The 17,738-nt window shown below is 65.3% G+C and carries 13 protein-coding genes; 9 read left to right on the forward strand and 4 right to left on the reverse strand.

The genetic code is table 11. The features are described from left to right. Positions 1-3: 3 nt before the first annotated feature. Complete coding sequence (locus IE243_RS00605) at positions 4-1,017, reverse strand: alpha/beta fold hydrolase (protein ID WP_210319775.1); 1,014 nt, start codon at positions 1,015-1,017, stop codon at positions 4-6. Between the two features lie 332 nt (positions 1,018-1,349). Here IE243_RS00605 and IE243_RS00610 point away from each other — a divergent pair, with 332 nt between their 5' ends. From IE243_RS00610 to IE243_RS00640, 7 genes are all read left to right on the forward strand, one after another. Continuing rightward, positions 1,350-2,588 (forward strand): acyl-CoA dehydrogenase family protein, encoded by a 1,239-nt coding sequence (locus IE243_RS00610; protein WP_191317415.1) that lies wholly within the window; start codon positions 1,350-1,352, stop codon positions 2,586-2,588. A gap of 10 nt (positions 2,589-2,598) precedes the next feature. Then, on the forward strand, positions 2,599-3,672 hold the full coding sequence (locus IE243_RS00615) for a phosphotransferase (RefSeq protein ID WP_373301546.1): 1,074 nt from the start codon (positions 2,599-2,601) through the stop codon (positions 3,670-3,672). A gap of 221 nt (positions 3,673-3,893) precedes the next feature. Next, positions 3,894-4,664 (forward strand): SDR family oxidoreductase, encoded by a 771-nt coding sequence (locus IE243_RS00620; protein ID WP_191317417.1) that lies wholly within the window; start codon positions 3,894-3,896, stop codon positions 4,662-4,664. 120 nt (positions 4,665-4,784) lie between these two features. Next, on the forward strand, positions 4,785-5,783 hold the full coding sequence (locus IE243_RS00625; RefSeq protein WP_191317418.1) for an NADPH:quinone oxidoreductase family protein: 999 nt from the start codon (positions 4,785-4,787) through the stop codon (positions 5,781-5,783). 290 nt (positions 5,784-6,073) lie between these two features. Next, positions 6,074-7,255 carry an acyl-CoA dehydrogenase family protein gene (locus IE243_RS00630; protein WP_191317878.1) on the forward strand — a complete coding sequence of 394 codons (1,182 nt, stop codon included), beginning with the start codon at positions 6,074-6,076 and terminating at the stop codon, positions 7,253-7,255. A gap of 94 nt (positions 7,256-7,349) precedes the next feature. Then, complete coding sequence (locus IE243_RS00635) at positions 7,350-8,489, forward strand: acyl-CoA dehydrogenase family protein (RefSeq protein ID WP_191317419.1); 1,140 nt, start codon at positions 7,350-7,352, stop codon at positions 8,487-8,489. 126 nt (positions 8,490-8,615) lie between these two features. Then, positions 8,616-9,422 carry an SDR family oxidoreductase gene (locus IE243_RS00640; protein ID WP_191317420.1) on the forward strand — a complete coding sequence of 269 codons (807 nt, stop codon included), beginning with the start codon at positions 8,616-8,618 and terminating at the stop codon, positions 9,420-9,422. A 176-nt stretch (positions 9,423-9,598) separates the two neighbouring features. Here the strand turns inward: IE243_RS00640 and IE243_RS00645 are convergent, their stop codons facing one another. The 3 genes from IE243_RS00645 to IE243_RS00655 form a co-directional block, all read right to left on the reverse strand. After that, complete coding sequence (locus IE243_RS00645; RefSeq protein WP_191317421.1) at positions 9,599-11,743, reverse strand: sensor histidine kinase; 2,145 nt, start codon at positions 11,741-11,743, stop codon at positions 9,599-9,601. A gap of 155 nt (positions 11,744-11,898) precedes the next feature. After that, positions 11,899-13,155 carry an MFS transporter gene (locus IE243_RS00650; protein ID WP_191317422.1) on the reverse strand — a complete coding sequence of 419 codons (1,257 nt, stop codon included), beginning with the start codon at positions 13,153-13,155 and terminating at the stop codon, positions 11,899-11,901. A gap of 446 nt (positions 13,156-13,601) precedes the next feature. Beyond that, positions 13,602-15,182 (reverse strand): porin, encoded by a 1,581-nt coding sequence (locus IE243_RS00655; RefSeq protein ID WP_191317423.1) that lies wholly within the window; start codon positions 15,180-15,182, stop codon positions 13,602-13,604. Between the two features lie 18 nt (positions 15,183-15,200). On the opposite strand from IE243_RS00655, the gene IE243_RS00660 reads away from it, so the two are divergent. Then, positions 15,201-15,656, forward strand: a complete 456-nt coding sequence (locus tag IE243_RS00660; RefSeq protein ID WP_191317424.1) for a hypothetical protein — start codon at positions 15,201-15,203, stop codon at positions 15,654-15,656. 84 nt (positions 15,657-15,740) lie between these two features. Then, entirely contained in the window at positions 15,741-17,474 is a 1,734-nt protein-coding gene (locus IE243_RS00665; RefSeq protein WP_191317425.1) for a class I adenylate-forming enzyme family protein, read from the forward strand. Positions 17,475-17,738 lie beyond the last annotated feature (264 nt).

Consider the following 17,738-nt stretch of genomic DNA (forward strand, 5'->3'; position numbering starts at 1 on the left):
CGTTCAGCGCGGCCAGCCGGCCAGCAGGCCGCGCAGGGCCGAAACAAAAGCCAGCGGTTGATCGACCATGATGTGATGATGCGCCTCCGGGATCATCACGCAAGGTGAGCCAGGCGGCGCCACTTCAAGCGCGTAGTCAATGATCTTCTCGGTCAGGAAGATCGATTTCTCGCCGAAGATCATGGCCACCGGGCATTGCGCCGTCGACATGTCGATGTGCGGCGCGCCGTCGTGGTAGCCCTTCCACATGAACGGATCGAATTTCCAGGTGAAGCCGGCCGGGCTGTCCGCCGTGGCCGCGACCTGCTTCAGCGAGCCGCGGGCAATGAAATCAGCGATATAGAGGTTGTCGCAGGGCTGGACGGGCTGGAAGCGAAAGCGGTTCATGGCTTCCTGCCAGGTCGGGTAGACCCGGTTGGGCTGCGGCGTCTTCAGCGGGCCGCGCCTTGAACGCCGGTCGCGACGGCGCTCAGGCGACATGACCGGCGAGTCGACGGTGATCGCCGCGGCGATCTCCGCGCCATGGCGGGAGGCGCAGGCGGTGAGCGGCAGGCCGCCAAAGGAGTGGCCGACGAACACGGGCTTGCCGGCGTCGAACAGCCCGGCGGCGCGGGCCACCGTCATGATCTCTTCGACGAAAACATCGAGATCGTACTGCGCGCGGTGGTCTGAATTGCCCATGCCGGTCCACGACATGGCGGCCACCCGGTAGTCGGCGGCGAAGAATGGCGCGATGAAGCTCCACCAGTCGGCGTGGGCGCCGTTGCCGTGGAGAAACAGCAGGCCCGGCTTGCCGCGCTCACCCCATGTCAGCATCTCGACGCGGGCGCCGCGCACCTCGACGAAATCGCGCGCGGGGGCATGCCTGATGGCGTCGTCAAACCATGCTGGCGCTGGCGGCGGGGCGCCGTTGAAAGAGGCGAGCAGGGACGGCGGCGCGGCGGATTGCGCAGCGCCGGCGTCGGCGGTGGTTTGGGCTGGCGACTCCAGGATCGTTCTCCCCGAATATCTGATCAAATATTTTGTTCCGGATTTTCAGAGCCGGCGAGCGGAGTCAAGCTGGGAGGGTGGCGCGCTTCGATCCCGACCGCCATGATGTTCGCGCCAGCGACCCGCCCGGTGCCGGCGGGCGCCCGCAGCCATGCAGCCAGCGCTGCAGCCGGTATGGCGCATCCATGGCGCGGGGCTGGCGTTCCCGCCGGTTTCCGTGCAACGTGATTTCTGGCAGCATAATTCCTGCATAAAAAATATCGGTTCTCAGGACTGGCCCCTGCTGGTAATCCTTGCCAGGCAGAAAAGGGAACGACCGGGTCGCGCAAAGCCCCGGCGCTAACGGGAGAGGAAACGAGATGGATTTCACCATCACCGAGCGTGAGTCGTACTGGCGCGACCGTGTCCGCAAGTTCATCCAGGACAATATCGTTCCGGCTGAAGCCGAATACGTCAAGGAAATGGACCTCGTCGGCAAGGATCGCTGGCGCGTCTCCCAGGTGCTGGAAGGCCTGAAGGCCAAGGCGAAGGCCGAGGGCCTGTGGAACCTGTTCCTCGCCCCCAACCCTGAGCATGACGAAGGCGAATATCGCGGCGCTGGCCTCACCAACCTCGAATACGCCATGTGCGCCGAGGAGATGGGCCGCTACGGCATCGCTTCGGAAGCCTTCAACTGCTCGGCGCCTGACACCGGCAATATGGAAGTGCTGCACCGCTACGGCACCAGGGCGCAGAAGGACAAGTGGCTCAAGCCGCTGATGAACGGTGAGATCCGTTCGGCCTTTCTGATGACCGAGCCGGAGGTCGCGTCCTCCGACGCCACCAATATCGAGACGGAAATCGTCCGCGATGGCGATCATTACGTCATCAACGGCCGCAAGTGGTGGTCCTCCGGCGTGGGTGATCCGCGCTGCAAGGTCGCCATTGTCATGGGCAAGACCGACAAGTCGGCCCCACGCCACCAGCAGCAGTCGCAGATCCTCGTGCCGATGGATGCGCCCGGCATCGAAGTCGTCCGCATGCTGCCGGTCTTCGGTTATGACGACGCTCCGCACGGCCACGCCGAAGTCATCCTGCGCAATGTGCGCGTGCCGGCGGAAAACCTGATCCTCGGCGAAGGCCGCGGCTTCGAGATCGCCCAGGGCCGCCTCGGACCGGGCCGCATCCATCACTGCATGCGCACCATCGGCGTCGCCGAGGTTGGGCTGGAGAAGATGGTGAAGCGCCTGCAGTCGCGCGTCGCTTTCGGCAAGAAGGTGTCCGAGCAGTCGATCTGGGAGCAGCGCGTCGCCGAGGCCCGCACCGACATCGAAATGACCCGTCTGCTCTGCCTCAAGGCGGCGGACATGATGGACAAGGTCGGCAACAAGGCCGCCGCGCTCGAGATCGCCATGATCAAGGTCGCCGGCCCGCGCATCGCGCTCAAGATCCTTGACGACGCCATCCAGGCCCATGGCGGCGGCGGCGTCACCACCGATTTCGGCCTGGCCTTCAAGTGGGCGCACATCCGCACCCTGCGCCTCGCCGATGGTCCGGACGAAGTGCACAACCGCGCCATCGCCCGCATCGAGTTCGCACGTCATTCCAACGCAGGATAACACTGAAGTGCTGGATAAGAAGGAAGTCGCGGAGGAGGTTTTCTCCGGAACCAAGCCGGTTGAGGAGCGCCATCGTTTCGACGAGGCGCGTCTCGCCGTCTGGCTCGCCGACAATGTGGAGGGCTATCAGGGCCCGCTCACCGTCGAGCAGTTCAAGGGCGGGCAGTCGAACCCGACGTATTGCCTGATCACCCCGTCGCGCAAATACGTTCTGCGGCGCAAGCCGCCGGGCAAGCTGCTGCCTTCCGCCCATGCGGTGGACCGCGAGTTCCGGGTGCTCTCGGCGCTGAACACGGTCGATTTCCCGGTCGCGCGCGCCTATGCGCTGTGCACGGACGACGACGTCATCGGCACGATGTTCTACGTCATGTCGATGGAGGAGGGCCGGGTGTTCTGGAACGGCACGCTGCCAAGCGTGCCGAAGGAGCAGCGCGCGGTGATGTACCGCGACGAGATCGAAACCCTGGCGAAGTTGCACAACCTTGATCCGGTAGCCATTGGCCTGGCGGATTTCGGCAAGCCGGGCAATTACTTCTCGCGCCAGATCGACCGCTGGACCAAGCAGTTCCGCGCCTCGGAGACATCGCGCTTCGAATCGATGGAAAAGCTGATCGAGTGGTTGCCCTGCACCGTCCCCGAGCAGACCCATACCTCGGTGGTGCACGGCGATTACCGTCTCGACAACATGATCTTCCACCCCACCGAGCCGCGCGTGCGCGCGATCCTCGACTGGGAGTTGTCGACCCTGGGCGACCCGCTGGCCGATTTCACCTATGTCATCATGGGCTGGGTGATGCAGCACGACGGGCGCGCTTCGCTGGGCGGCGTCGACTTCAGGGAGTTGGGGATCCCTGACGTTGATGAAGTCATCGAGATCTATTGCAAGGCCACGGGCCGCACCGGCATCCCGGACGTGAACTGGTACTTCGCCTACAACCTGTTCCGGCTGTCGGCGATTTCCCAGGGCATTGCCGGCCGCGTTCGCGACGGCACGGCCAACAGCCCGCGCGCGGCCGAGGCCGGCAAGCGCGCCGAACCGCTGGCCGACATGGCCTGGGCCTACGCGGTCAAGGCCGGAGCCTGACGTTATGGGATGGCGGCCTGGTCGCCGCCATCCCCCGTCGCCTTTTCCAGTGAAGCGCGCGCCGCTTCGCTGGAAAAGCGCGTTCATTTAACGGGATTGGGCAAGGCCCGGGCCAGTGCGCTCCGGTTTTGCTCCGGTCCGCGGATCTTTGGGCAGACGGACAAAAGCCGCGCCCCTGCGCCACTCCGGCGCGCCATGTTTCAGGGAGACAGGAAGCGTCCATGACCACATTGTTTGATCTGACCGGCAAGGTCGCGCTCATCACCGGTTCGTCCCGCGGCATCGGCCGCGCTATCGCCGAGCGCATGGCCGAACACGGCGCCAGGGTTGTCATTTCCTCCCGTAAACCGGGGCCGTGCGAGGAGGTGGCGAAAATCATCAACGACCGGCACGGCGAGGAGCGGGCGATCGCGGTTCCCGCCAACATTTCGGAGAAGGAAGAGCTGCAACGCCTAGTCGACGCCACCAACGCCAAATGGGGCCGCATCGACATCGTGGTGTGCAACGCCGCCTCCAACCCGTTCTATGGGCCGATGGAGAAGCTGCCGGACGACGCCTTCCGCAAAATTCTCGACAACAATATCGTCTCCAATCACTGGCTGATCCAGATGACGGCGCCGCAGATGCGCGCCCGCAAGGACGGCTGCGTCATCATTGTCTCGTCGATTGGCGGCGTGCGCGCCTCGACGGTCATCGGCGCCTATTGCATCTCGAAGGCGGCTGACATGCAGCTCGCCCGCAATCTGGCGGCGGAGTACGGCCCCGACAATATCCGCGTGAACTGCATCGCGCCGGGCCTGATCAAGACCGATTTCGCCAAGGCGCTGTGGGAAGACCCGGACAATCTCGCCCGCACGACCTCGACGGCGCCGCTGCGCCGCATTGGCATTCCGGATGAGATCGCCGGCGCGGCGGTGTTCCTCGCGGGCCCGGCGGGCAATTTCATGACCGGGCAGTCCCTGATCATCGACGGCGGCGTCACCGTGGTCTGATCCGCGGCGGACGGGCGTTTAACCAGCAACGCGGCCGGCGCGGCCGCACACCATGCAAGAGCGACGTCCCTGCATGCTGCAGGGCGTCGCATGGCAGTCAAAAGGACGGAGCAGCACAGAATGAAGGCGATCCTCAGCAAGGCCGTTGGCGGGCCCGAAACCCTGGTTCTTGAGGAGGTTCCGGATCCGGTTCCCGGTCCGAAGCAGGTGCTGCTCGCGGTCAAGGCCTGCGGCGTGAACTTCCCCGATACGCTGATGATCGAGGACAGGTACCAGTTCAAGCCGCAGCGTCCGTATTCGCCCGGCGGCGAGGTGGCCGGCGTGGTCGAGGCGGTCGGCGCTGAAGTGAAGGGCGTCAAGGTTGGCGACCGCATCATCGGCTCGACCGGACACGGCGGTATGGCCGAGAAGGTGCTGGTGGACGGTTTCCGCTGCATCCCCATGGTCGATGAGATGCCGTTCGATGAAGCTTCGGCGTTCATCCTGACCTATGGCACCTCCCACTACGCGCTGAAGGAGCGCGGTCAGCTCAAGGCGGGCGAAACCCTGCTGGTGCTGGGCGCCGCGGGCGGCGTCGGCCTCGCTGCTGTCGAACTGGGCAAGGCGATGGGCGCGCGGGTGATCGGCGCCGTCTCAAGCCAGGACAAGGCGGATCTGGTCAAGGCGCACGGCGCCGATGACGTGGTGATCTATCCGCAGGGGCCATTCGACAAGGACGGCAAGAAGAAGCTGGCCGAGCTGTTCAAGAACGCCTGCGGCGAGCATGGCGCCGACGTGATCTATGACGGCGTCGGCGGCGATTACGCCGAAGCCTCGCTGCGCGCCATCGCCTGGGAAGGCCGCTTCCTCGTCGTCGGCTTCCCGGCTGGCATTCCGCTGCTGCCGCTGAACCTGACCCTGCTCAAGTCCTGTCAGGTGATCGGCGTGTTCTGGGGCGCCTGGGTTGCTCGCAACAATGACGGCTTCGCCGAAAGCGTCGCGGAACTGATGGACTTCTACAAGCGCGGCCTCGTGAAGCCGCACGTGTCCGAGCGGTTCCCGCTGGCGCGGGCTGGCGACGCCATCGCCCACCTGGCGGCCCGCAAGGCCATGGGCAAGGTTGTGGTGACCATGGATTGAGCGCGATCGGGCGTCCTGGTCGCAGGACGCCCGGGCGCCCGCGCATTTTCGGGAAAAGTGGAATCCGCTTTTCGTCGGAAAAATGCGTCAACTCGACAAACTGGGGCATGTCCGGCGAGCCAGGTTTCACCGGACATGCCCCAGAAGCGCGCCGCCGGCGGTTGGGCCGTCTGGTGGGGCACAGGCCGGAACAGGGGTTCCGGCGCGCGGGTCGGTCGGGAGGCGGGCGGCTGGGCAAGGCCAGCGATCCTGTCGTTCCCCAGACGGCCCGTCTTCATGACGAGGGCATGATGGCTGATCTTGAGACATTCCGCGCCGAAACCCGCGCATGGCTGGAGGCGAATTGCCCGGCCGAGATGCGCACGCCGACCGAGGACGAGGAAGACACCGTCTGGGGTGGGCGCAATCCGACTTTCCGCAATGACGCCCAGCGCGTCTGGCTGGAGCGCATGGGCGCGAAGGGCTGGACCGCGCCGGAGTGGCCGGCCGCATATGGCGGCGGCGGACTGTCCCGCGACGAGGCCAAGATCCTCGCCGGGGAAATGCGCGACCTCGGCTGCCGCTCGCCCCTGTCGTCGTTTGGCCTCTGGATGCTTGGCCCGGCGCTGTTGAAGTACGGCTCCGAGGAACAGAAGAAAAAGTATCTGCCGCCAATCGTGCGCGGCGAGATCCGCTGGTGCCAGGGTTATTCCGAGCCGGGCGCGGGCTCTGACCTCGCCTCCCTGCAAACCCGCGCCGAGGACAGGGGTGACCATTTCCTCGTCAACGGTTCGAAAATCTGGACCAGCTACGCCGACAAGGCCGACTGGATCTTCTGCCTTGTGCGCACCGATCCCAAGGCGCCCAAGCACGAAGGCATTTCCTTCCTGCTGTTCGACATGGCCTCGCCTGGCGTCAGCACCCAGCCGATCCTGCTGATTTCCGGCAAGTCGCCGTTCTGTCAGACCTTCTTCGACGACGTGAAGGTTCCGAAGGACCAACTGGTCGGCATTCCGAACAAGGGTTGGGAAATCGCCAAATACCTCCTGACTCACGAGCGCAATTCAATCAGCTCGATGGGTGGGCGCGCCCACCGGCCGGTGCATGAGGTCGCCGCCGCTCATGTTGGTCTCAACGATCAGGGATTGCTCGACGACAATCTGTTGCGCGGCCAGATCGCCCGTCTTGAGGTGGATGAAATCGCCTTCGAGTTCGCCATGGAGCGGGCTGGCGACATGGCGAAGCGCGGCGAGATCCACGGCGCCTATTCCTCGCTGCTGAAATATTATGGTTCGGAACTGAACAAGCGCCGTCACGAGACGCTGATGGCCTCGGGCGGCTCTGACGCGCTGGAGTGGGAAAGCGATCGGTCCGAGCACGGCGCGGCGCCGCGCGCGTGGCTGCGCACCAAGGCGAACTCGATCGAGGGCGGCACTTCCGAGGTGCAGCTCAACATCCTCGCCAAGCGCATTCTGGAGCTGCCGGGCGCGTAACGCGCTCCCGGTGTTTCGCCCGTTGTTTTGACAGACGCGGCGTTTCCCGGCGGCAGGCCGGTCGAGACGCCGCCATGTAACAGGAACAGAAGTCATGGCGCTTGTGCTGAATGACGAACAGACCATGCTGCGCGACACGGCCCGCAGCTTCCTCGCCAGCGAGGCGCCGGTGGCGGCGCTGCGCCAGTTGCGCGACGCCAATGTCGCCGACGGTTTCTCACGCGAGCTGTGGAAGCAGTTCGCGGGGATGGGTTTTGCCGGCGTGCTGATCCCGGAGGATTTCGGCGGCGTTGGCCTCGGCCATGTGGAGGCGGGCGTTGTGGCCGAGGAGATCGGCCGGAACCTCGCGGCGACGCCGTTCCTGTCCACCGCCGTGCTGACGGCGAGCGCGCTGCTGAACGGCGGCTCGGACGCCCAGAAAGCGGCGTGGCTGCCGAAGATCGCCGGCGGCGAGATCATCGGCGCCCTGGCCGTCGACGAAGGCGCCAAGCATCGGCCGGAGAAGACGGCGCTGCAGGCGACCCGCACCGGCAACGGCTTTACCCTCAACGGCGCCAAGACCTTCGTGGTCGACGGCCATGTGGCCGATCTGCTGGTGGTGGCGGCGCGCACCTCTGGCCAGCCGGGCGAAACCCAGGGGCTGACCCTGTTCCTCGTCGCCGGCGATGCTGGCGGCGTCAGCCGTGAGCGCACGGTGATGGTCGACGCCCACAACGCCGCGCGCGTCAACTTCGACAATGTCCAGGTTGACGCCGACGCGGCGCTGGGGCCGGTCGATGGCGGCTATGAGCTGCTGGAGCGGGTGCTGAACGTCGGCCGCGCCGTGCTGGCGGCGGAGCTGTCTGGCGTCGGCGGCCAGGCCTTCGACATCGCTCAGGCATATGTGAAGGAGCGCAGTCAGTTCGGCCGCATCATCGGCGAGTTCCAGGCCTTGCAGCATCGCTCGGCGCATTTGTTCAGCGAACTGGAAGTGACCCGGGCCGCCGTCATCAAGGCGCTTCAGACGCTTGACGCCAGCCCGGAGAAGGCGGCGACCATCGTGGCGGTGGCCAAGGCCCGCGCTGGAGCCAGCACCGAGCTGGCGGTGCAGGAGGGCGTGCAGATGCATGGCGGCAACGGCATGACCGACGCCTTCGACATTGGCCTCTACATGAAGCGCGCCCGGGTGGCGCAGGAGTTGCTGGGCGACAGCAATTTCCATGCTGATCGTCTGGCCCGCGCCAACGGTTACTGACGCGGCTCAGGGCAAAGCCGGCCGCAGGGCCGGATTTGCGTTTCTTTTTTGGTTCGACGCGGTTTTCCAGCAGGGCGGCGCATCGCTTTTCCGGAAAAGCGCGCGCCTGCGCAGAAGGGGTTTTCCATGAAGCTTGCCGACAGGGTGGTGGTGATCACGGGCGGGGCCGACGGCATCGGCAAGGGGCTGGCCCAGCGGTTCCTGAAGGAAAATCCGAAGGCCGTGATTGTCTGCGACATCAATGAAGCCAAGGTGAAGGCCGCGGCCGGCGAGATTGGCGCCAGCGCCGCTTACGGCTGCGACGTTTCCGATGAAGCGCAACTGGTCGCCATGATCGACGATGTCGAGAAGCGTTTCGGCCCCATCGATCTGTTCTGCTCCAACGCCGGCATCGGCGACTTCAGCCGCTCCGATCCAAATTTCGTCGGCGCGGCTGGCAACGACATCTGGCAGAAGAGTTGGGACGTCAATGTGATGGCCCACGTCTATGCGGCGCGGGCGCTGGTTCCGCGCATGGCCCAGCGTGGCGGCGGCTATTTCCTCAACACCGCCTCGGCCGCCGGCTTGCTGTCGCAGATCGGCAGCGCCGTTTACGCCACAACCAAGCACGCCGCCGTCGGTTTCGGCGAGATTCTGGCCATCACTCACCGTGACGCCGGCATCCGCGTGTCGATGCTGTGCCCGCAGGCGGTGGATACGCCGATGCTGCGCGCCGGCGGCGAAGGCCCGCAGCACGTGGACGGCGTGCTGACCCCGGCGCAACTGGCCGACGTGGTGGTGGAGGGGCTGGACGAGGAGCGCTTCCTGATCCTGCCGCACGCCCAGGTGCTCGGCTACATGCGGAAGAAGACGGAAAACTACGACCGCTGGATTGGCGGCATGGCCAAGCTGCGGCGCAGCATGGGCGGCAACTTCGGACCGGCCGGCGACTGACCCGGCGTCCTCGTCAGACGCGTGGCGGTGCGGCCCCGACGCCGGGCAAGGCGCGCGCAAGACGGCCTGAAATCAAGGTAAGAAACCCGGAGAGCCACGGCTTCTCCGGGTTTTTTGCTGGAGGCGGCTTCCGTTCAGGTCGCCGCCACAACCGGAACGGGTCTGAGGCGCGCGCCTCAGGCGGCGTTGTCAAGGCTGACGGCGGCGATGGCGTCGAGCGGCAACTCGATGTGGCATTCGACCCCGGATGGGGCATAGGTCATCTCCACCTTGCCGCCCAGTTCACGGCGCAGGCCGCGATCGAGCAGCCGGGAGCCGAGGCCTTGCCGGGTTGGCGGCTTCACCTCGGGGCCACTGCTTTCTTTCCAGGTCAGCACCAGTTGCGCCGGCGTTGATCCCGCCGGCGGCGTGATGGACCAGGCGACCTGTACGCGGCCGGCGTCGGTCGACAGCGCGCCGTATTTGGCGGCGTTGGTCGCCAGCTCGTGGAAGCACATGCACAGGGTCAGGGTGGCGCGCGGACGCAGACGGATGCGCGGGCCCTCGGTCATGATCCGGGTGTGGGCGGCGTTCTGGTACGGCTTCAGTTCCGAGGCGAGCGCCTCGTCCAGCCAGGCGCCGCGCCAGTCGCTGGCGGTCAGTAGGTCGTGGGTCTTAGCCAGGCCCACCAGCCGCTCCTCGAAGGCTTCCCAGGCCTGGTCGGCGGCGGTGGAGCGGCGGGTCAGCAGGGCGATCGACTGCACGGTCGCCAGCGAGTTTTTCACCCGGTGGTTCAGCTCCCGCAACAGCATGCGCTGCCGGTCGGCCGCCGTGCGGCGTTCGGTGATTTCCTGCACGAGGCCGACGACGGTGGGCGGCCCGCTTGCCCGCATGACGGGCCGGCCCCGCACCTCAATCCAGTGCGTGGTGCTGTCCGGCCACTGCACGCAGATCTCGACGATGAACTGTTCGCCTCCGCCGATCCCCCTGGCGATGGCGTTGAAGTGCTCGGCGCGATGCTGGGGGTGCAGGGCGGCGCCCAGGGTATGCAGATCAAGCCGGCCGGCGGGAATGCCCATCAGCACGCGGCTGCGGTCGGAGCCGGTGAGTTCATTGGTTTCGGGGTCAAAGCTCCAGGCGCCCAGCTCGCTGGCTTCCATCGCCAGGCGCAGACGCTGTTCACTGGCGCGCAGCATGGCCTCAACCTGGTCCCGCTCCGCATTGCGCCGGGCCAGTTGGTGCGAGGCGTCGCGGAGCGCCCGCTGCACCTCATCGAATTCCGTGACGCCGGTGCGGCGACCGGGAATGATGTCGCCGCGCGCCAGACGGCCGGCGGATGCGGTGAGCCGGGCCACCGGCCGCAGGAGCTGCCGGGACAGATAGATGACGTGCAGAAGACCGAGCACGGCCACGAGCGCGAGGGCGCCCAGCCAGGCGAGGGAGCGGTTGAACGCGGCTTCCAGCCGGTGCTGCGGGTAGGCGAGGATGAAGTACCAGCCATAGCGCGGCGTTTTGCTGAACACGGCGGTTGACGTCGCCTGGCCCTGCCGTTCGAGATTGATCACCCCTTCGTCGTGCTGTCCCATCTGCACGCGCAGGGCCGGTGGGGCCAGCGGCTCGCTGAACAGGTTGTCGTTCCGGGTGCGGGCGACGATGTCGCCGAGTGGGCCAGCGGCGGCGCCGTTCCATTCGCTGGAGCCGAAACCGTTGCCGGCAAGGAAGCGGGCCAGGACCGAGGAACTGATCTCGGCGCTCATGATGCGACGCTCGGGGCCATCGCCCGGAAACGGCGCGTCGATGATCACCACGCGGCCATCGACCGAGGGCGCCGGATGAATGGAAATCACCGGCTTGCCGGTGAGCAGGGCGTCATGTAGCGCACGGTGGCGGGCCGGCGTCCCGCGGAGCGCTGTCAGCGTCTCGCTCTCCGAAAATTCCAGCTCGCCGCTGGCGCGTTCGAGGGAGATCCGCACGCCTTCCAGCAAGGTCTGTTCATTGATCCGGCGGCGCAACGCCGCTTGGTGGTCGGTGGCGGGAAGGGGTTGCTGCACCACGACCTGAACCGATGTCTCGAGCTTCTTCAGCTCGCGATCGAGGTGAAGGGCGAGGGTGCGCGCCGTTTGCAGCAGGATCTCTTCCGTGGCGCTTTTTTCCGCGTCATAGGCCGAATACAGGCCGCCCGCCGCAATGACGAGCGCGGGAACGATCAGGGAAATGACCAGCCACAGCAGGCGTTGGGCGAAGGGAAGGCTCTTGCGCTCCCCACGATCTGAAAACAGCCCCAAACCGGTCACCCCCGTCACGCCAGACGGTCCCCTTCGCAGCACGGCGCGCCGTGTCACTGGCCCCTCCGTGAGATCAGACGCCCGTCAGGATAGAGCGGTCAATAATATGGCTGGTTACATGGCGGATAGAGTGTGCGCAAGTCTTGTCAGTTACGTCAATCGTCGCGCACAGGCGCATGTTACGCATGTTTGCGCGTCTTTCGCCAAACGCTTTACTGTGGCGCGGCGGGCGACTTTGGCGGTCGCCCAGCGAGAACCAGGGTCACGCAGCCGGAAAAACCCAGTATGGCGGCAAAAAGATAAGGCGCCCCATAGTCGTGAAACGCGTCGTGCAGCAGGCCCAGCATCATGGGGCCGCCAGCAACGCCGGCCATGGTGATGAGCGTGTGGGCCGAGTAAATCCGGCCATATTCACGTGTCCCGAATGCCTCGGCGACAAGTAGCGGCTGCATCATCAGCAGGTTGCCGACGGGCAGGCCAAACAGCACCACTGCTGTCAGCAGCAGGATGCGGTCCTGGCTGAATGACACCAGCAGCAACGCCGCCGCCTGGAAGAACATCGAGATCAGCGTGAACGGCAGGCTGGGCGCCCGCAGCAGGATGACGCCGCCGCTCAGCCGGCCGGTAATGCTGGCGAAGGCGAGCAGTGAAACTCCCAGCGCCGCCGCATCGTGGCCGGCGCGCGAGGCGATCATGCTGAACAGATGGGCGATGCCGCCAACCTGCGCCGACATGGTGAAGACGTAGGCGATGGACAGGCCCCAGAAGAAGCGGCTGGCGCGCGCCTGCGGCCAGGTGAAGCCGGTGCGCACCAGGCCAGGTTTCTGGCCCGGACGGACCGGGACGCCATCCGGATTGAGGCCCATGCTTTCAGGCGAGGGGCGCAACACCAGCAGGGTGAGCGGCACGACGCCAATGAAGAAAGCCGCGCCGAGCCAGGGGCCGGCGCCGTCGAGGCCGACGCGGGCAATGAGCCAGGCTGTGACAGGGGTGATGAGCGCGCCGCCCAGCGACAGGCCGGTCATGGCGATGGACAGCGCCGTTGCCCGCCTGGCGTCGAACCAGCGGGTGAGCAGGGTCATGGCCGGCACCAGGCCGCAACCGCCATAGGCCAGGCCAAACAGCAGGTAAAACAGGTAAAGCTGCCATGGCGTACGCACCCAGCCGATGGCGGAGAGGGCGAAGGCGCTGAGCGTCGCCGCGCAGATGACGAAGTATCGGGCGTCAATCCGGTCGATGAACCGGCCAGTGACGATGCCGGCGATGCCTGATGACAGGAAGAACAGGGCCGTCGCGTTGCTGGCCATGGCGACCGGGAAGCCGCGCTCGGCCACGAAAGCCTGCAGCAGCACCGACAGGTTATAGAAAGCCAGACCGCCGATGGTGGTGAGCAGCACGGTCATCGCCGCCACGATCCACCAGCCATAGAAGACGCGGGAGTCAGGGCGCGGCGCGGGAGCAAACGACATGAAGACGGAATCCTGGCGGTGCGTTCCGGGCGAGGCTACGCCGCCTTGCCTGGGGAATACGTCGGGGCGCCGGCAGGGGCAGGGCGCCGGTCCGGCGCGCCTGCCAGCGTCCGGTAGCCTGGCTTTTCGGTCGCGGTTCCTGCCCGGATGTGGTCCGGTCCGCGAAAGACGGCGGAGTGGGCGGGTTGTCCGCTTCCTGTTTCTACACGGTGGCTGAAGGTTGTGGCCAGTGAGCCGGGCGCAGTTCACGGCCGGCCGCCACGCGCGCTGGACATGCCCCCTGGACAACGCTCTGGCGGACGATGACCTGGGACCGGCCGTCAGCCGGCGAAAGCAGCGCCGGGAGCCGGCGGGCGCGGCCGCGGGCGAAGCGCGCGCGCTGTTGCCCATCCTGCAAAAAAAGGGGGGCCCGAAGGCCCCCCGCAGTCCGGAGTGAGCTGCAACAATCAGAAGTCGCGCTGGATGCGGATGCGACCCTGCCAGACGTAGTCCATGTTGGTCGTCTTGGCGTAGTTCACGCCGTTGACGCGGTAGCTGATGTTCTTGTTCTGGTCGGTGACGCGGCCGTTGTTGATGTTGACCTGCGCGAAGTTGACCTCGGCACCGATGTCGAGGTCCTTGACCGGCGACCAGACGAGGTTGGTGCCGACGTTGAAGACGCTCCAGTCACGCAGGGCGGAGTTGTTGTTGTAGTTGACGGTCTGCTGGGGCGTGAACGCGAGGTTGGCCGGGATCAGCGCGCCGCCGAGGCCGGCGTAGAGCGGGCCAACCGCGCTGCGGGCGCCGCTGCCGTACTCAAGCTGGCCATAGCTGGCGAACACGGCCTGACGGACGGTGGGGGTCCAGTAGTGCAGGAAGGCCGCGGTGAGGGTCCAGCTGGTGCTCAGCTTGATGTCGCCGAAGGCATTGACGTAGCCGTCAACCGTATTGACCGTGAAGCGGCCGAGGTTCTGGCCGGTGAAGGTGTCGCCGCCAAGCATGGCGCTGACGCCGGTGTAGGACATGGCGCCCTTGCCGTAGGCGGCCTGCAGCCAGAGCTGGTCGCCCTTGGCGATGAACGGCAGGTTGAACTTCACGCCGGCCTGAACGGCATAACCCCAGGCGGCGTCCGGACGGACCGGGGTGGCGTATGTGCCAGCCGTTCCGGCGGTGGCGAAGTTGCCGAGGCTGACCTGATGCAGGGCGCCCGAAAGCTGGGCGGAGCCCCACGAACCATCCTGACGCAGCACGCCGACGAAGTCGGGCACATTGAGGCGCTGGGAGCTGTCAACCGAGGCGTAGCTGGTGGGCAGGCCGGTGATCGGGTTGAAGCTGGCGCCGACGTTGGCGTAGTACTTGCCGCCGGTGATGATCGCGCCCGTGTTGCCGGACGAATAGATCGGCTGGCGACGGAAGGTGGGGTCTTCCACCGAAACCGTGGCGCTGAAGCCGTTGCCGAGCTTGGCGGTGTAGGCGATGCCGTTGGTGCTCTGGACGTCGGAGCTGGTGGTGGAGCCAATCAGCTCAAGTTCGTGGCCGTAGAAGTCATAGAACGAGCCGAAACGACCGGCAGTCAGGCCAGCGAACTGGATGAAGGCCTTGTCGACTTCAACATACTTCTGGGCGCGACCGTAGGTGTCGACGCCGGTGGCGAAGAACGCCTGGGCGGTGCGCTCGGCGGTGCCGGAGCGCAGCGGCCAGCCGCCGGTGCGGCTTGCGATTTCGAAGCGGACGAAGGTGCGCAGCGCGCCCCATTCGGTGTTGGTGCGGGCGTCGACCTGCAGGCGGCCGAGGGCGCGATAGCTCGACTTGTCGGCGTTGATCGTCTTCAACGGACCCGAATACTGGTATTCGAAGCGGGCGCGGCCGCCGATGCGGATGCAGGTGTCCGTGCCGGGAATATAGAAGAATCCAGGGCCGAAGGTGTTGCAGACCTTCACATACTCCACGGGGGCCGACTTCGTCATGGGAAGGTCGGCGGCATTGGCGCCAGCGACAGCGCCAAGGGACGCGACGGAACCGAGCAGAAGCGCTCTGACGATGCTCACGATGGAAACTCCAGAAGTATGGGCGCCCTCGGCCCAATGACGAATTTGTGCGTTTCCGGACTTTTGGCGCCGGCTGTCGAGGGGATAGCGGCGCGATATGACAGTCTTGCAACAAGAGCTGACGCAATGCAAAGGCGCGGATATCATGAAGATGTGTGGTTGATCGTAGTTTTTATTTATAATATCTGTCACAAAAATGTTATAATTTGGAAAATTATTCCAATAACCAAGACTTTCATGTTCCAGATTTTGGATTGTGCAATTTTGAACGGGAGGCATCACCCCGGCGCCAGCCTCCTGTTGCTGGATTGGCCATGGCTTGCCTTTGGAAAGATTCAGAATTCCGGCGCGTTTGGCGAAAAAATTTTGATGATGGCTATACGCAATGTGGCCAAATCCGCTGAAGAGGGCGCCGGCAATGTGGCGGAGTTGCGCCGTGACTGTGTAGGTGTTGCGGCTTGGCCACATATTTAGGCCGCGGATTGCTTGCCGTGACCGGCTGATTGGGGTCAACTCCCCCAAAATATGGCAAATCACAAATACAGGTGAGGATACGTGATGGCAGAAGCTGCTTCGGCCACATCCCAGGGATTCGCTGCCGGCGCATTCGCCATGTCGCCGGCTGGGGCAATGGCGCAACTCACGGCCCCGGACGCGCCGTTCGCGTTTGAGACGATCGACATTCGCGGCCTGCCGACGCGCGTCTGGAAAAACGCGCCGCCGAGCCTGCGCGCCATCATCGAGGCCAGCGCCGCTTTTGGCGACGCCGACTGCATCGTGTTCGAGGATGAACGTCTCACCTATCGCCAGCACTTCAACGCCGTGTGCTCGCTGGCGACAGCGCTGGTCACGCGCTTTGGCGTGCGCAAGGGCGACCGGGTGGCCATCGCCATGCGGAACTATCCGGAGTGGTCGATCGCCTTCTGGGCGGCCACGGCCATTGGCGCCCTGGCGACGCCGCTCAACGCCTGGATGACGGCGGACGAACTGGCCTATTGCCTGAACGATTCCGGCGCGACGGTGTTGGTTGCCGACGGCGAACGCATCGACAGCCTCGGCGACCAGCTCGCCGCGCTGCCGATGCGGGCAGTGATCGGAACACGGCCGGAAAAGCCCTTCGGCGCCGGGGTCATTCCGTGGGAGGACGTCGTCAGTCCCGCCGATGGCTCCAGCCTGCCGGAGGCGGAGATCGCGCCGGATGACGACGCCACCATCTTCTATACGTCCGGCACGACCGGCATGCCGAAGGGCGTGCTGGGCACGCACCGCAATATATGTTCGAACCAGATCACCGTCGGCTATGGAAAGGCCAAATCGCTGTTGCTGGCGGGGGAAAGCCTGCCGGATCCGGCGACATTGCCGAAAAAAGCTTTCCTGCTGCCGGTGCCGCTGTTCCATGTCACCGGCTGCCACTCGGCGATGGTTCCCACCATTCTGTCCGGCAACAAGCTGGTGCTGATGTACAAATGGGATGCGCGTCGCGGCATGGAGCTGATCCAGCGGGAGAAGGTCAGCGGCTTTACCGGCGTGCCGGCCATCGCCTGGCAGATCATCGAGCACCCGGATTTCGACAAATATGACCTGTCGAGCCTGGAGGCCGTGTCTTATGGCGGCGCGCCAGCGCCGGCTGAGCTGCCCAAACTGGTCAAGAAGACCTTTCCCACGGCTGGCGCCGGCAATGGCTATGGCCTCACCGAAACCTCATCGGTCACGTCGCAGAACCAGGGGCTGGAATATCTGCGCAAGCCCGACAGCGTCGGCATGCCCGTGCCGGTCTGCGAGGTGCGGGTGGTTGGCCCCGACGGCGCCGACGTTCCGCCGGGCGAGATCGGCGAACTTTGGATCAAGGGCCCCAACGTGGTGAAGGGCTACTGGAACAAGCCGGAAGAGACAGCGAAGAGCTTTTCTGACGGCTGGCTGCATTCCGGCGACCTGGTGCGCATCGATGAGGAAGGCTTCATCTATATCCTCGACCGCGCCAAGGACATGGTGATCCGTGGCGGCGAGAACATCTATTGCACGGAAGTTGAGAGCGCGCTGTATACCCACCCGGCGGTCATGGACGCGGCGGTGGTCGGCCTGCCGCACCGGGTGCTCGGCGAGGAGGTGGGCGCCGTCGTCCAGTTGAAGCCGGGGTTCGATGTGAGCGAGCAGGACCTGATCGCGCACGTCGCCGCGCGACTGGCGGCGTTCAAGACGCCGGTGCGCATCGACATCCGCGTCGAGCCGCTGCCGCGCAACGCCAATGGCAAGGTGCTGAAACGCGACCTGAAGGCGGAGATGACCCGCTAGAGCAGTTTTTGATCAATCTGGATCGCAAACTGCTCCAGTTCTCTTTGTTTTGAGCGAATTCTGATCGGAAAGCGCTCCAGAGCCTTGTCGCGAAAGGAATGCGCCAAATTAAAGAGACGGAGCATTTTGGGTGAGCCGGTTTTCACCGAAAATGCTCTGGCAGTCGGATATAGGCATTCGCATCCCGTGATGCAGAATGAAAACATTCCGGGCGAGGCCGGTTCACAGGAACCGGGCTCGCCCTTTTTGTTGCACTGGCGTGTT

Origin of the sequence: Camelimonas fluminis (assembly GCF_014656355.1) — a bacterium.
GTDB classification, from domain to species: Bacteria; Pseudomonadota; Alphaproteobacteria; order Rhizobiales; family Beijerinckiaceae; genus Camelimonas; species Camelimonas fluminis.

Coding starts and splice junctions, on each gene's coding strand:
- IE243_RS00665 (WP_191317425.1), top strand. CDS start 15,741: ATGGCAGAAGCTGCTTCGGCCACATCCCAGGGATTCGCTGCCGGCGCA.
- IE243_RS00630 (WP_191317878.1), top strand. CDS start 6,074: ATGGCTGATCTTGAGACATTCCGCGCCGAAACCCGCGCATGGCTGGAG.
- IE243_RS00610 (WP_191317415.1), top strand. CDS start 1,350: ATGGATTTCACCATCACCGAGCGTGAGTCGTACTGGCGCGACCGTGTC.
- IE243_RS00635 (WP_191317419.1), top strand. CDS start 7,350: ATGGCGCTTGTGCTGAATGACGAACAGACCATGCTGCGCGACACGGCC.
- IE243_RS00640 (WP_191317420.1), top strand. CDS start 8,616: ATGAAGCTTGCCGACAGGGTGGTGGTGATCACGGGCGGGGCCGACGGC.
- IE243_RS00625 (WP_191317418.1), top strand. CDS start 4,785: ATGAAGGCGATCCTCAGCAAGGCCGTTGGCGGGCCCGAAACCCTGGTT.
- IE243_RS00660 (WP_191317424.1), top strand. CDS start 15,201: ATGGGCGCCCTCGGCCCAATGACGAATTTGTGCGTTTCCGGACTTTTG.
- IE243_RS00620 (WP_191317417.1), top strand. CDS start 3,894: ATGACCACATTGTTTGATCTGACCGGCAAGGTCGCGCTCATCACCGGT.
- IE243_RS00650 (WP_191317422.1), bottom strand. CDS start 13,155: ATGTCGTTTGCTCCCGCGCCGCGCCCTGACTCCCGCGTCTTCTATGGC.